Consider the following 14,010-nt stretch of genomic DNA (forward strand, 5'->3'; position numbering starts at 1 on the left):
TCCGCTGCTGCCCGGCGATCGACGTCTCATCCCGGCCCGAGGGTGGGGAGCAGCCAGCCGATCAGCGGTACGACGGCGGCGACGGACAGGGACCACGCCAGGAGTCTGCGGAACATCCGCGGCTGCTCCGGCTCGGGGCTGCTGGCGAGCACCAGGCCCCCCGACAGGTGGTACGGGCTGGGGGACGACACCACGATCGCCCAGCACACCGCGCAGACGATCAGCAGCAGCGCGGTCCCCTCGACTCCGGAGGTGACGTGCAGCGCCACCGGGACGACCAGGCCCAGTACGGCCACCGAGGACGACTCGAAGGACGCGAACAGCGAGCCGACGTAGGTGAGCGCGAGGATCGCAAGACCGGTGCTGCTGATTCCGCCGAGGTGGTGGGAGATCGCCTTGAGGGTGCCGACCTGTTGCAGGACTCCGACGTAGAGCAGTACGCCGGTGATCACCAGCACCACGGACCACGGCAGGGCGCGCACCGTCTCCTTCTCGTCGGGACGGTGCACGACCTGGAGGACGAGGGCCACGGAGAACGCGGCGAGACCGACGTCGACGTCGAAGACCAGCACGGTGGCCACGAACGCCGCGATGCCGAGGAGCGAGGTGATCTGGTACGGGGTGGTCCGGGGCGTGGTGGTGCCGGACGCCGCGGGGTCGCGGGCGACGTCCGGGCCCGGCGGGCGGCGGATCAGCGCAGGCCCGCCGAAGAGCGCGAACGCGACGCATGCCACGAGCAGGTTGAGGGCGAACTCGATCAGGAAGAGACCGGGTGCCGAGAGCGGGCGCCCCGCCTCCTTCGCCAGGGTCAGGACGAGTTGCCCCCAGACGCTGATCGGCGAGAATCCGCCGGCCAGGGCCCCCGATATGGTCACCAGGCCCATCATGACCGGATTGATCCGCCGCTGCTGCGCGGCGCGTATCGCGATCGGCACGACGATGGCGAGCGATGCCGCCGGCAGTGCCCCGATCCCGCTGAGCGCGGCGGCGAGCGCGAACATGATCCACGGCAGCATCCAGTCGCGACGGCCCGTCGCCCCGACCGCGAGACCCGTCAGCAGGTCGATCGCGCCGGAGCGCTGGGCATGCCCGAACAGGAAGGTCACGCCGAGGATGAGGACGACCAGGCTGCCGGGGAAGCGCGCGAAGTAGGCGTCGACGGGGACGCCCGCCACGAGGCAGAGCAGGAACCCGGCGGGGATGGTGGTGAATCCGACGTTCATGTGCCGGGCCATGGCGATGGCGAACGCCAGGACCAGCAGGGCGAGGGAGAAGATCTGGACGGGCGACATCTTTGTCCCCTCTGCGGGAGAGTCATGAGGTGCCGGCGACCGCGGGAGTCATGAGGGTCGCCGGCTCGCCCCGGCGTCACACCGTGCTGCGGCCCAGGATCGCCACGCGGTGTGCCGTGGGGTCGACGCGTACCCGGTCGCCCGTCTCGACCTCGTCGAAGAACGCCGGGTCGATGCCGGCGACGATCGGCAGCCCGGCGGTCACCGCGCCCTGCACCATCACCGGGTTGACGGCACCGAAGACCAGCCCGCAGGGTCCGACGTCGAGATGGCGCATCGCCAGGAACGCCCAGCCGGCCGCGACGCCGCCCTGCACGGCCGGGGCGATGAGGATCCTGCCCCGCACGGACTGCCCGCGCAGCGGGTGGTCGGCGCGTGAGATCAGACCGGTCGTCCGGTCGAGGTCGTAGCGTGCGCTGAACGGGACGGGGCTGACCACGGCCGCCGCCTCCACCGTGTCGCCGGTCGCCTGCGCGACGCGGAACACCCTGTCCTGTGCGGTCGTCATCGCCCCGCCACCTCCCCGGTGAGTGCGGCCTCGATGCAGTCGTCCGTGCGGCGCAGCGCCGGGACGTAGCCGTGCGCGCGGATGATGTTGACGAGCTTCGCGGAGTTCGTCACCAGGCGCCCCCAGCCGAAGTGCGCGCGCTGCGCGGCCGGGTCCATGACGTACCAGCAGGTGCCGCGCAGCACGATGCCGCCGGCCTTGGTGATCGCGTCCAGGTGCCCCTGGTCCCTGAGCGCCTCGCAGGTGAGGCTGTTCGTCGTGATGAGCAGCCGGACCGTGTCGGCGACCCTGCGGCCCTCGAGACGCTCCGCGATGCGCTTCATCTCGAAGAACGACAGCTGCGGCGCGGTGAACACCACGAGGTCGACCGGGCCGCCGTCCGGCAGGTCGCGGGCGAGGAACGCGTCGATGTCGTCCTGCGTGATCCGGTACTCGTCGACCAGTTCACGGCCCTGGTTGGCCGCGGCGAACGTCGCCGCCTGGGGGGTCGTTCCGACGATGTGGTACATCGCCATGGAGCCGAAGCTCGCCAGGCTCGCGCCGAAGTGCTTCAGCTCGTCGGACAGCGGAGCGGAACGCCCCGTCAGCTCGATCACGGGGACGTTCCAGTAACCGCGGGACCGCTCCCCGACCAGTCCCCCGAGCGCGCCCCAGTCGGCGAGGTCCGGGAGGGCGGCGTCGACCCGGACGCGCACGTTGGCCCGGCGGTGGGCGTCGAGGTGGAACCCGTACTCGGGAGTGCGGCCGGTGAGGGCGGCGGCGAGTCCGGCGGCACCGGACTCGTAGTTGGTGCGGGCGCCGAGCACCGCGTTCGCGTAGGCGACCGTCCCGGTGTCGCCCCAGGCCACGTGCTCGCCGAAGCGCGGTTGGTAGATGCTCTGGTAGCCGACGCAGGTGTTGACGGTGGAGATCCCGAGCCGGCGCAGCAGGGTGCGCGTCTCGCGCTCGCCCTCCACCAGCTCCGGGGACTGGGCGAGCACATGGGCCTGCTCGAAGTCGACGGACTGCGCGTTGCGCGTGGTCGGGACGCAGGCCGTGACGCCGGCGTCGGCCAGCCGGGTGAGGTAGTCAGTGCCCGCCTGCCCGAACACCTCCCGGTCCCCCATGAAGTGCGCGTTGGTGATCTCCACGAAGCGCTCGGCTCCGAAGAACTCCCCGACGCTGATCTGCTCACGAAGCACGTCGGCCACGGCGCCGCCGCGGCTTCCGTTGAGGATGTCGCGCTCGGCCGAGGTCAGCTGCATGTAGCCCCTCCTGATCGCTCTGCGGATACCCTGAGGCCAGAAACAAGGCACCATACAACTAGATACAAGTCAACCGTGATTGCAGATATGAGCGAAGACAAATTTGATCCCGAGGGGATCCGGCGTACCAGTTCGGAAAGCCTGCACGAGCAACTCGCGGAGCGGCTGCGGGTGCTTGTCTCGCAGTTGCCGCAGGACAGCAAGGTGCCGACCGAGATGGAGCTCGTCGAGCGCTACGGCGTCAGCCGCACGACCGTGCGACGCGCCCTGGGCGCGCTGGTCGAGAGCGGACTGCTGGTCCGCAGGCAGGGCGCCGGCACCTTCGTGGCGCCGCAGAAGCTGGTCCATCCGCTGGACCAGCTCCGCCCGTTCGTGTCGATCTTCGCCAGCGTGGGCAAGCGACCGGAGGGCCGGATCCTGCGCTTCGCGTGGTCGGAGGAGCCCGGGGACCTCGTCGGCCTCGACGTGCCGGAGGCGCTGCTCGTCCGCCGGCTCTACACGATCGACGGCGCCCCGCAGGCCATGGCGGACATCTCCGTGCCCGGCGCCATCGGGCAGCTGATCTCCCGTGCGCAGATCGAGGAGCATCCGATCTACCAGGTGCTCCAGCAGCAGCTGGGACTGACGCTGAGCCATGGGGAGATCACGCTGACCAGCGTGGCGGCGCCGGCCGACCTCGCGGACCCGCTGGGCATCTCAGCCGGCGAACCGCTGCTCGTGCTGTCCCGCACGACGTACGACAAGACCGGCCGGATCGTCGAGCACGCCGTCTACCACCTGCTGCCCGACCGGTTCGAGCTCCGGCTGACCGTGGACGCGGACAACATCGAGAACATGTCCTACTCGTTCCGCCGCCCGGCGCCCACGCTCGTGATGCGGCCCACCGAGCCGCCGACGCCGCTGGCCTGATTCATACCTCTCCCCCCGGCCGCCGCCATCACCTCTCTGAGCTGCGCTGATACTCGAACCACGACAGTGTCGACCACGCTCCGCAATCGATCGGACACCTGAAGTCTCCAAACTGCAAACTGTTGACAGTTTTCAGTCGGCAAGGTGAAGGTAGGCAGCACGCGAGCCGAATGCGTGCGTAACCAGGGCCCCAGCTGCGGGCCCGTCATCTGGAGGCGACCGGTCGAACCGGCCTCCGCCACATCCGTATTGGGGAGGCACCATGCTTGATTCGGCCACTTCCGCCGCGTCCGTCGGGCAGGACGACACGCGCATACCGGCACGGGTGGTCGCCGCCGGTGCGGTGGGCTCGATCGTCGAGTACTACGACTTCGGCGTGTACGGGTTCGTCTCGACGATGCTGGCGGCGCACTTCTTCGTCAGCGGCGACGACAACGCCTCCCTGCTCGCCACGCTGGCCACCTTCGCGGTGGCCTTCGCCCTGCGTCCCGTCGGCGGCGTGCTCTTCGGGCACCTCGGCGACCGCTACGGCCGCAAGAACGCCCTGGCCGCCACCGTCGTCCTGATGGCCATCGCCTCCGGGCTCATCGGTGTCCTGCCCACCTACGCCGCGATCGGCGTGGGGGCCACCGTCCTGCTCGTCCTCGCCCGCTGCGTCCAGGGGCTCGCGGCCGGCGGCGAGGTCAGCGGCGCTGCGTCCTACGTCGCCGAGCACTCCCCAAACCACCGGCGCGGCCTGTACTGCGCCACCACGCAGACCGGCGCCCTGGTCGGCGCGCTGCTCGCCTCGCTGTGCGTCGCCCTGCTCAACACCGTCCTCGGCGAGTCGGCGATGAACGACTGGGGCTGGCGCATCGCCTTCCTGATCGCCATCCCGCTGGGCGTGGTCGGCCTGCTGATCCGCTCCCGGCTGGCCGACTCCCCCGCGTTCCGCGCGACCGAGAAGCGCGACGAGACCGCCCGGATCCCGTTCGTCACGCTGCTGAGCACCCACAAGGTGGCGCTGCTGAAGTGCGTGGGCCTGTCGATCCTGCTGTTCTCCGCGTACTACATCTGCTACGTCTACATCGGCCTGCACTTCCAGAAGGTCCTCGGCTTCTCCTCCACCGTGGCCTTCTGGTCCACCACCGCCACCCTCGCGGTCTCCGCGGCCTGCATGCCGTTCTTCGGCGCGCTGAGCGACCGGGTCGGGCGACGGAACGTGTTCGTCGGCGCCTCGATCGCCGCTGTGGTGCTCCCGGTGCCCGGCTTCCTGCTCTTCGAGACGGGCACCGGAGGGGCCGTCGCCGCGCAGATCGTGCTCGGCCTCATCGACTCGGCCCTGATGGGTGCCGCGTTCTCCACCTTCGCCGAGATGTTCCCGACCCGGATCCGCTACACCGGCATCGCGCTGGGCTTCAACATCGGCAGCGCCGCGGCCGGCGGCACCGCCCCGTACATCTGCACCTGGCTCGTGGACGCGAGCGGCTCGAACCTCGCGCCGGCGTGGTTCTTCATCGGCACCGCGGTGATCACGCTGGGTGCGGCCGTGACCTTGAAGGAGACTGCGGGCACGCCCCTGCGTGACGCCTGAGGAGATCTGATGCCCGAGTCCGACCACAAGCGCCCCCTGTCGAGGGACAACACGTTCTCGCGAGCCACCGAGTCCATCCTGCGGGACATGATCCTCGACGGCTCCATCAAGCCGGGAGAGCGGCTCAACGAGGTGCTGCTGGCCTCCTCCCTGGGCATCAGCCGGGGCCCGCTCAGAGAGGCGATCCAGCGGCTCACCAGCGAGGGCCTGCTCACCGTCATAAGCCACCGCGGGGCGTTCGTGCGGGACTTCTCCCGCGAGGAGATCGCCGAGCTCTACGAGCTGCGCGCCGCCCTGGAGCTGCACGCCGTCCGGCTGGCCTGCCGGCGCGCCACCGACGCCGAACTCGACGAGCTGGCCGTCATGCTCTCGGACACCGAGAGCGTGATGCGCGAGTCGGAGGGCCACGCGTACCCGCGCGAGCTCGACTTCCACCTCAGGCTGGTGCTGCTCGCCGGCAACCAGGCGCTGATGCGCGCCGCCCTCGAAGTGCACCGGCAGCTCTTCGTGGCGCGCTCCATGTCGGCGAAGCGGCCGGCCAGGGCCCGGGTCGCCGTCACCGAACACGGCGAGCTGCTGGCCGTCCTGCGGCAGCGGGACACCGAGGGCGCCCTCGCCCTGATGTCCCGCCACCTGGACCACTCCATGCACAGCGCCCTGGAGGCCCTGGGACTTCCGGAGGGCGAGCAGGAGCCCGCCTCGGACGCCCGGGGTCACGTCACCGAAGCGAAAGCGAAGACATGAGAGCAACTACCCGCCTGCGGCACCTCCTCGACCGTGCGGCACGGCCCCTGGTCCTGCCGGGGGCGCCCAACGCGCTGACCGCACGCGTGGCGGAGGACGCCGGCTTCGAGGCCGTGTACGTCTCGGGTGCCGGGGTCACCAACACCCTGCTCGGCATGCCCGACCTGGGCCTGCTCAGCCTGCCCGAACTGGCCGGCCAGGTCGCGGCGATGGCGGACGCGGTCGAGGTGCCCCTCGTCGTCGACGCCGACACCGGCTTCGGCAACGCCCTGGGCGTGCAGCGCACCGTGCGGACCCTGGAGCGGGCCGGGGCCGCCGCCATCCAGATCGAGGACCAGGTCAGCCCGAAGAAGTGCGGGCACTTCGCGGGCAAGGACATCATCGGCACCGCCGAGATGGTGGGCAAGATCCACGCCGCGGTCGACGCGCGGCGCGACGACGACCTGGTGATCATCGCCAGGACCGACGCCGCCGCCGTCGACGGCATCGCGGCCGCCTGCGCACGGGCCGCCGCGTACGCCGAGGCCGGTGCCGACGTGCTGTTCGTCGAGGCACCGACCAGCCGCGAGGAGATGCTCCAGATCACCCGCGACGTGCCGGGACGGCATGTCGCGAACATGGTCGAGGGCGGGCTGACCCCGCTGCTGCCCCGCAAGGAACTGGCCGACCTCGGGTTCTCCATCGCCCTGTACGCCAACGCGGCGATGCGCGGAGCCGTGCTCGGCATGCGCACCGTCCTGGACCACCTCAGGGAGCACGGCGACACCCGGGACGCCGCCGATCTCATGATCAGCTGGCCGGAGCGGCAGAACCTGGTACGCAAACCCCGGTTCGACGAGCTGGAGGCCCGTTACACCGAGCACGCCGGCCACGGCACCCCCGACACCACGGAGAAGGTCCGATGAGCGCATACGACCTACGGCTGCACGGCGGCCGCGTCTTCCTGCACGACGCCGGCCTCACCACCGCCGACCTGCTGATCCACGACGGTCGGATCGCGGGCGTCGTCGACCCGGCGGCGCCCGCCGAGGCCACCGAGACCGTCGACCTGCGCGGCGCCGCCGTACTGCCCGGCGCCATCGACCCGCACGTCCACCTCGGCAAGGACATCCGGGTGCCCAGGGACCGGGACGACGCCGAGCGCGAGACGGCGTCGGCCGTCGCCGGCGGGGTCACCTCGATGCTGGTCTACCTGATGAGCGCCGAGCCGTACGAAGAGGTGCACCGGGCGTCCCGGGCCGCCATGGAGTCCGGCGCGCACACCGACTTCGGGTTCCACTTCGTGCTCGGCACCGACGAACACGTCAGGTCCGTGCCCGCCTACCGGCGTGAACTCGGCGTCTCCAGCTTCAAGTTCTTCATGAACTTCCGCGGCGACGAGGGCGCCTACCTGGGCATGCCGGGCAACGACGACGGCTTCATGTACGACCTGCTGGGGATCACCGCGGACGCCGGCGCGATGGTCAACCCGCACCCGGAGAACATCGAGATCGTCTGGAAGCTCAAGGAGCGTCCGCGTGACGAGTCCCAGGGCCCGCTGCACGCCTGGCACCTGACCCGTCCGCCGCTGGTCGAGGCGGAGGCCGAGCAGCGGGTCGCCCACCTGGCCGCCGCCACCGGCGCCTCCGCGTACGTCGTGCACAACTCCAGCGCCGCCGGCCTGAACGCCATGCGGCTGCAACGCACGGCCTACCCGAACCTCTTCGTCGAGACGTGCACCCACTACCTGACCCTCACCACCGCGGCCGAGTGCGGCACCTACGGCAAGGTGAACCCGCCGCTGCGGCCCGCCGACGACCTCGAAGCGCTCTGGGCCGGGGTCGCCGACGGCAGCGTCGACACCGTCGGCTCCGACCACAACGCCCGCCACCGCTCGTTCAAGGAGAAGGACATCTGGTCGGCCTCCGCGGGCTTCCCCGGCACCGGGGTGCTGCTGCCCCTGACCCTCGGCGAGGGCCTGCGGCGCGGTGTGCCGCTCGACCGCCTCGTCGACGCCACCAGCACCCGCGCGGCGCAGCTGTTCGGCCTCTACCCGCGCAAGGGGATCATCCGGGTCGGCTCGGACGCGGACCTCGCCGTCGTCGACCTGACCGGCGAGACCACCATCACCGCCGACCGGCAGCACAGCGCCGCCGCGTACACCCCGTGGGAGGGCCGCACCGCGCCTGTCCGCGTCGTCCACACCCTGGTACGCGGCCACTTCGCGGTACGCGACGGCCAGCTGTCCGACACGCCCCGGGGCGCCTACCTGCCCCGTGCCCACAGCGGCGCCGCCGCGCTCGCCGCCATCGAGAAGGAGGACCTGTGATGCCGACAGCCGACGCACCCCAGTCCGCGGGCACCGCGGGCGTCGTGGACCAGCCGTGGACGGTGGGCGGCGCCGGGGTCATCGACGAGACCACCCGGCGCCGCTACGAACTCGCCGGCTTCGGGCGCCCAGCCGGACTCGGCAGGCGCCCGGCGCTGCTGATCATCGACGTGCAGTACCGCACGATCGGCACCCGGCCCCTGCCGTTCGAGGAGGCCACCGCCGAGTTCACCACCAGCTGCGGCGACGTCGGCTGGGACGCGGTCGGCCGGATCGGCACCCTGCTCGGCGTCTTCCGCGAGGCGGGGTGGCCCGTGCTCTACCCGCACGTGGCGCCGAAACGCAGCTACGACGCGGGCCGGCTCGGCGCCAAGGTCCCCGGCATCATGAACATCCCCGAACACGGCTACGACTTCGTGACCGAGGTGGCCCCCGCCGAAGGGGACGTGCTGCTGCCGAAGCGGCACCCCAGCGCCTTCTTCGGCACGCCGCTCACGAGCTATCTCGTGGAGGCCGGGGTGGACACCCTCGTCGTGACGGGCTGCACCACGTCGGGCTGCGTGCGCTCCAGCGTCGCCGACGCCTTCTCGCTCAACTTCCGCGTGGCGGTGCCCAGCGACGCCGTGTACGACCGCAGTCCGGTGGTGCACGAGGTGAACCTGTTCGACATGGCGCAGAAGTACGCCGACGTGTGCACCACCGAGCAGCTGCTGCCCCGGCTGGCGGCCCTGCGCGCAGGCGGCACAGAGGAGGGACGGTGACCATGCCGCACGGCACCCCTGAAACCCCCGAGAACACCGGCCGGACCAGCGCGAACGGTCACGCCGTCGATGTCGACGTCGTCGTGGTCGGCGCCGGTGGCGGCGGGCTGACCGCGGCGATCGCCGCGGCCGAGGCCGGCGCGAGCGTCGCGCTCCTGGAGAAGCTGGACAGGGCCGGCGGCAACACCTTCGTCTCCACCGGCTCCATCCCGGCCGCCGGCACCCGCTACCAGCGCGAGGCGGGCATCGACGACAGCCCGGAACGGATGGCCGAGGACCTGCTGCGGCAGAGCGGCGGCCACGACGCCGAGCACCTGGTCCGGTTCCTCGCGAAGGAGTCGGCGGGGCTCGTGGAGTGGCTGGTCGAGCAGCACGGCGTGGACCTGCGGATCATCACGGACTACAAGCACGTCGGGCACAGCGTCCAGCGGCTGCACGCCCCGCCGGACCGGCGCGGCGCCTCCCTGGTCCGCGACCTCACCGCGGCGGCGAAACGCCTGGATGTGGAGGTGGTCCCGGGGAACCCGGTGACCGGCCTGCTGATCGAGGGCGGCCGGATCGCCGGCGTCCGCGTCGGGGACCCAGGGCGCGGCGGGGAGGTCCTGCGCTCCCGTGCCGTCGTCCTGGCCTCCAACGGCTTCGGCAACAACAAGGAGATGATCGCCCGCTGGATCCCGGAGACCGGCGCCGCCCGGTACTTCGGCGCGGAAGGCTCCACCGGCGAGGCCATCACCTGGGCGCGCGACCTCGGCGCCCGGCTGCTCAACATGGGTGCCTACCAGGGCTACGCGGCCGTGGCCTACCCGCACGGCTCCATCGTCAGCTGGACCACCGTGGAGAAGGGCGGCTTCCTGCTCGCGCCCGACGGCAGCCGGATGGGAGACGAGAGCGTCGGCTACTCCGGCTTCGCCGCCGTGGTCAGCCGGACCACGGACGAGAGCTGGGTGGTCTTCGACACCCGGATCAGGGACTTCGTCGCGGGCAACGAGCCGGAGTTCGCCGAACTCGTGAGGATCGGCGGCGTCAAGGAGGCGGACACCCCCGAGGGGATCGCCGCGGTCATCGGATGCCCCGCGCAGGCCGTGGCCGCCGCCATCGAGGACCAGCGGACGGCGGCCACCGCCCGGGCCGCCGACTCGCAGGGGCGCACCGACTTCCCCATGGGCGCCCTCACAGCCCCCTACTGCGCCGTCCGCTCGGTGCCGGCGCTGTTCCACACCCAGGGCGGTGTGGACGTCGACTCCGATGCGCAGGTGGTGCGCGAGGACGGCTCCGTCGTGCCCGGGCTCTACGCGGTCGGCGGTGTCACGGGCGGGCTGTCCGGCCGGTCGGGCGGCCGCGGCTACTCCTCGGGCAACGGCCTGCTGTCCGCGGTCGGCCTCGGCCGCATCGCCGGCGCGGCGGCGGGCCGGCGCGGCTGAGACCCGCCGCGTTGCCGTACGTCGCCGGTCGCGGGGGTGCCGGCGTCCGTCGCCGGGGCCTCAGGCCACCGGTGTGGCGATGGTGTCGGTGTGGACGCCGTCCTCGACGACCCCGGCATGGCGCTTGATCGTCGGGTCCGGGTGCGGCACGTAACGGACCCCGCCCAGCCACCGCCCAGCCGCCGAACGGCCGGCGGGGCTCGGCAAGCCGGCGGGGCCCGTGCCGGCTCCGCAGCCGCCCCGAACCCCGCCGATGCACCGATCAGCCGGCCAGCACTCAGTCGGCCACCACGTCCATCCTCGGAACGTTCCACCCGGAGACGCTGACCACCGGGGTCGCGCCGTGCAGACCGGCGGAGTCGTACGTGGCGGTCAGGGTCTCCGACTCGCCCGGCCACAGGGTCGTGTCGTTGTCGCTCCAGACCGCGGACTGCACCTGGTTGTCGCCGGACAGTTCCGTTCCCGAGGCGGTGCCCCGGCGGATGTCGGCCCGCAGGAAGAAACCGACCGTGGGCTGCGACGAGGTGTTGGTGATCCTGACCGTCACCACCGAGTCGGCGCCGGCCGGGCCGGGCTGCCGGGTCGTCGTCGCGGTCGCGGAGAGCGTGGCCTGCGGCAGGTCCTTCAGCGCCGTGAGGTCGGCGTAGCTCTTCATCGTCGCCTGGGGCTGGCCGATGGTCTTGGTCCAGTTGGTGACGTCGGAGGTGGTCGACTCCCAGTAGACGTTCCGGTCGACCACGGAGCCGCCCTGGCGCACCAGCAGTTCGACGAAGTAGACGGTGCCGGCCTTGGTCGGGGTCTTCGGCGTCAGCACGGAGTTGATCACCTTCTGGGACGGCAGGTCCACGGGTGCGGAGGTCTGGTCGTCCAGGACCCGGCCCGCGAGGTCGTGGACCGTGGCCTCCACGGTCACGCCCGTCTCGGTGGTCCCGCCGAGGTTGTCCAGGGTCACCGTGCCGTCGTCGAGGGTGTACAGGGCGTGCAGCGGCCGGTTGGCGCGCTGCGCGCCGAAGTAGGCGCCGGCCTGGTCGCCGTCGTTGTTGTACAGCGACCACAGCAGGGTCGGCCAGCCCTTGTTCATCTGCCAGTAGATGGTGCCGGTCGAGGGCGCCGCGCTGTTGGTCGAGTGGTCGATGAACGCCTCGAACTGGGCCCGGGTGTTCTCGTAGTTCTGCACCTGCGCCTCTTCCACGTAGTCCTCGAGGCTGGACCAGGGGCCGTACCGCTCGGAGATCGCGGTGTCGAGGTTGTACAGGGTCCCGAAGCCGTAGCCGGTGTGCTTCGTCCCCTCGTAGTTGTTGTGGTACTGGTTGGCGCCCGGGTCCTGCCACAGGGCCGTCTGGTCGGCCGGGGACAGGAAACGGTTGATCGAGTCGAGCGTGGGGACGGTGTTGCCGGCGCTCTGCTCGCTGTCGAAGCCCCAGGCGCCCCCGGAGTTGGTCAGGTCGCCGCCGCCCGAGTGCGTGGTGTCGTACCAGTAGGAGGGCGGCACCCAGTCGTAGGGGCCCTCCTTCTCCCCCGCGGGGCCGAGCTGGGGGCTGCTCTTGTACTCGGCGGACGCGATGAACGGGCCGCTGTAGTCGGCGGCGTCGAAACCGGCGAGCGCCAGGGACTCCTGGGTGGCCGTGGGGCTGTTGTCGCTCCACTCGAAGGCGAACACGGCGGGATGGTCACGCAGGCTCTCCCCCCACTCCTGCGCCGACTGCTGGTAGACGGCCTGCTCGGCGCCGGTGTAGTCGGTGGACTCCCAGAAGTCGCAGCAGGTGAACCCGGCGAGGACCAGGATGCCGGCGGCGTCCATCTGCCGGTACCAGTCCTGCGGCATCAGGTGTCCCTCGACCCGGATCGAGTTGACCCCCATGGACTTCATCAGCGCGATCTGCCGGGCCGTGTCGGCCCGGCTGTAGCGCAGGAAGAGGTCCGGGTCCCAGCCGCCACCGCGCATCACCAGAGGCACGTTGTCGATGTGGAAGGAACGGACCCCGCTGGGGGCCAGCTCCGAGGCTCCGACCAGCGACGAGGTGACCGTGCGTATCCCGAACGAGTCGCTCGTGGTGCCGAGCACGGTGCCGCCCTGGGCCACCGACGTGACCACGCGGTACATCGGCTGGTCGCCGAGCTGGTAGGGCCACCAGATCTCGGGGTCGGTGAGCGTCAGGCCGGGGTGGTCGGCCGGGGTGAACGACACCGTCCGTGTCGTGTCGGCCGGCACCGACACCGACTGGCTCACGGTGATCGGCGTGCCGCCGCCGGGCGGGGTCACGGTCGCCGTGACGGTGCCGGTCTGCGCGCTCGGCGTGGGATTGGTGACGTCGGTCCGGACCGTCAGGGCCGAGCGGCCGAGGTCGGCGGCGGTGTCCTGGAGGACCCGGGTGTTGCCGTCGATCAGCGAGCCGCCGCTCCGGAGCTGCACGGGGAACTGGATGCCGGTGTTGTTGTCCGGCGGGATCTGGCTCCAGTCGAGGCTGCTGAGGGTGAACATCGACGAGGGGTCGTTCGGGTACATCTCGATCGCCACGGAGTTCGTTCCCTGCCGCAGCAGGCCGGTCACGTCGAAGGCATGGCGCGCGTAGGCGCCCGCGACGGTGTCGGAGGTGGCCACCTCGGTGCCGTTCACCCAGACGTCGGCCTTGCCGACGACCCCGTTCAGGACGAGCTCGGTGTGCCGGCCCGCGGCCGGTGCCGTGAAGTCGGTGCGGTACCACCACGGCATGGAGAACAGCGGGAGCGTGTCGGGGCCCCGCTTGGTCATCTGGCCGTAGCACGACCGCATGGTGTCGGAGAAGAAGACGTTCGGGCAGGACCCGTTCTGGAGCAGCGCGTTGATCTCGGTGCCCGGCGCTCCCGCGTCGTCGTTGGTGACCGAGAGCCAGTCGCCGGTGGGGAAACCTGGAGTGGAGATCTCGGCGCCCGGCTGGGTCGCGGTGCTGCTGGTGAGCACCTTCCACCCGGTGTCGGCGCCGAGCGTGGTGAGCGCGCTCGCGCCCGGATCGTCCGCCGTGGCCGCGGCGGAACGCACCGCCGCGGCACCGCTGTCGGCCGCGCCCGCGGTCGACACCGCCACGGCGTCGGTCTGTGCCAGCAGCGCGGCCAGCCCCAGACCGACCACCATGACGGCCAGCCGTCGTCTTCGGAGTCCTCCAAGTCCTCGAAGTCCTCGGAGTCCTCGCTGTCCTCGGAGTCTTCGGAGTCTTCGGAGTCCGCAAAGTCCGCGAAGTGCCATGTTCTTCCGCTCCTCGGCCTGGGGTGG

At 71.3% G+C, this 14,010-nt stretch carries 11 protein-coding genes; 7 read left to right on the forward strand and 4 right to left on the reverse strand.

The window, feature by feature from the left end:
- Positions 1-26: 26 nt before the first annotated feature.
- The 3 genes from NQO67_RS18330 to NQO67_RS18340 form a co-directional block, all read right to left on the reverse strand.
- Positions 27-1,292: an SLC13 family permease gene (locus NQO67_RS18330; RefSeq protein ID WP_255951121.1), complete on the reverse strand. Its 1,266-nt coding sequence runs from the start codon at positions 1,290-1,292 to the stop codon at positions 27-29.
- A gap of 76 nt (positions 1,293-1,368) precedes the next feature.
- Positions 1,369-1,800, reverse strand: a complete 432-nt coding sequence (locus NQO67_RS18335) for an aconitase X swivel domain-containing protein (protein ID WP_255951122.1) — start codon at positions 1,798-1,800, stop codon at positions 1,369-1,371.
- Positions 1,797-3,044: an aconitase X catalytic domain-containing protein gene (locus NQO67_RS18340; RefSeq protein WP_255951123.1), complete on the reverse strand. Its 1,248-nt coding sequence runs from the start codon at positions 3,042-3,044 to the stop codon at positions 1,797-1,799. The genes NQO67_RS18335 and NQO67_RS18340 overlap by 4 nt, the downstream gene beginning before the upstream one ends.
- An 87-nt stretch (positions 3,045-3,131) precedes the next feature.
- On the opposite strand from NQO67_RS18340, the gene NQO67_RS18345 reads away from it, so the two are divergent.
- From NQO67_RS18345 to NQO67_RS18375, 7 genes are all read left to right on the forward strand, one after another.
- Positions 3,132-3,953 carry a GntR family transcriptional regulator gene (locus NQO67_RS18345; RefSeq protein WP_255951124.1) on the forward strand — a complete coding sequence of 274 codons (822 nt, stop codon included), beginning with the start codon at positions 3,132-3,134 and terminating at the stop codon, positions 3,951-3,953.
- Positions 3,954-4,215: 262 nt separating this feature from the next.
- Positions 4,216-5,526 (forward strand): MFS transporter, encoded by a 1,311-nt coding sequence (locus NQO67_RS18350; RefSeq protein WP_255951125.1) that lies wholly within the window; start codon positions 4,216-4,218, stop codon positions 5,524-5,526.
- Positions 5,527-5,535: 9 nt separating this feature from the next.
- The gene (locus tag NQO67_RS18355) at positions 5,536-6,270 is read left to right on the forward strand and encodes a GntR family transcriptional regulator (protein ID WP_255951126.1); all 735 of its coding nucleotides are present in this window, start codon (positions 5,536-5,538) and stop codon (positions 6,268-6,270) included.
- Positions 6,267-7,175 carry an isocitrate lyase/PEP mutase family protein gene (locus NQO67_RS18360; protein WP_255951127.1) on the forward strand — a complete coding sequence of 303 codons (909 nt, stop codon included), beginning with the start codon at positions 6,267-6,269 and terminating at the stop codon, positions 7,173-7,175. Before NQO67_RS18355 ends, NQO67_RS18360 begins: the two co-directional genes overlap by 4 nt.
- Positions 7,172-8,578, forward strand: a complete 1,407-nt coding sequence (locus tag NQO67_RS18365) for a dihydroorotase (protein ID WP_255951128.1) — start codon at positions 7,172-7,174, stop codon at positions 8,576-8,578. The genes NQO67_RS18360 and NQO67_RS18365 overlap by 4 nt, the downstream gene beginning before the upstream one ends.
- Positions 8,578-9,339: an isochorismatase family protein gene (locus NQO67_RS18370; protein WP_255951129.1), complete on the forward strand. Its 762-nt coding sequence runs from the start codon at positions 8,578-8,580 to the stop codon at positions 9,337-9,339. Before NQO67_RS18365 ends, NQO67_RS18370 begins: the two co-directional genes overlap by 1 nt.
- Positions 9,340-9,341: 2 nt before the next feature.
- On the forward strand, positions 9,342-10,760 hold the full coding sequence (locus NQO67_RS18375) for an FAD-dependent oxidoreductase (RefSeq protein ID WP_255951299.1): 1,419 nt from the start codon (positions 9,342-9,344) through the stop codon (positions 10,758-10,760).
- Positions 10,761-11,037: 277 nt separating this feature from the next.
- On the opposite strand, the gene NQO67_RS18380 is transcribed toward NQO67_RS18375, so the two are convergent.
- A complete protein-coding gene (locus NQO67_RS18380) occupies positions 11,038-13,872 on the reverse strand; it encodes a glycoside hydrolase family 2 protein (protein ID WP_255951130.1) in 2,835 nt (944 codons plus the stop codon).
- Positions 13,873-14,010 lie beyond the last annotated feature (138 nt).

Source organism: Streptomyces odontomachi, from assembly GCF_024435355.1.
GTDB lineage: Bacteria > Actinomycetota > Actinomycetes > Streptomycetales > Streptomycetaceae > Streptomyces > Streptomyces odontomachi.

What these genes read in the sequence shown, in the direction of transcription:
- NQO67_RS18330 (WP_255951121.1), bottom strand. Translation starts at nt 1,292, where the DNA reads ATGTCGCCCGTCCAGATCTTCTCCCTCGCCCTGCTGGTCCTGGCGTTC.
- NQO67_RS18335 (WP_255951122.1), bottom strand. Translation starts at nt 1,800, where the DNA reads ATGACGACCGCACAGGACAGGGTGTTCCGCGTCGCGCAGGCGACCGGC.
- NQO67_RS18340 (WP_255951123.1), bottom strand. Translation starts at nt 3,044, where the DNA reads ATGCAGCTGACCTCGGCCGAGCGCGACATCCTCAACGGAAGCCGCGGC.
- NQO67_RS18345 (WP_255951124.1), top strand. Translation starts at nt 3,132, where the DNA reads ATGAGCGAAGACAAATTTGATCCCGAGGGGATCCGGCGTACCAGTTCG.
- NQO67_RS18350 (WP_255951125.1), top strand. Translation starts at nt 4,216, where the DNA reads ATGCTTGATTCGGCCACTTCCGCCGCGTCCGTCGGGCAGGACGACACG.
- NQO67_RS18355 (WP_255951126.1), top strand. Translation starts at nt 5,536, where the DNA reads ATGCCCGAGTCCGACCACAAGCGCCCCCTGTCGAGGGACAACACGTTC.
- NQO67_RS18360 (WP_255951127.1), top strand. Translation starts at nt 6,267, where the DNA reads ATGAGAGCAACTACCCGCCTGCGGCACCTCCTCGACCGTGCGGCACGG.
- NQO67_RS18365 (WP_255951128.1), top strand. Translation starts at nt 7,172, where the DNA reads ATGAGCGCATACGACCTACGGCTGCACGGCGGCCGCGTCTTCCTGCAC.
- NQO67_RS18370 (WP_255951129.1), top strand. Translation starts at nt 8,578, where the DNA reads ATGCCGACAGCCGACGCACCCCAGTCCGCGGGCACCGCGGGCGTCGTG.
- NQO67_RS18375 (WP_255951299.1), top strand. Translation starts at nt 9,342, where the DNA reads ATGCCGCACGGCACCCCTGAAACCCCCGAGAACACCGGCCGGACCAGC.
- NQO67_RS18380 (WP_255951130.1), bottom strand. Translation starts at nt 13,872, where the DNA reads ATGGTGGTCGGTCTGGGGCTGGCCGCGCTGCTGGCACAGACCGACGCC.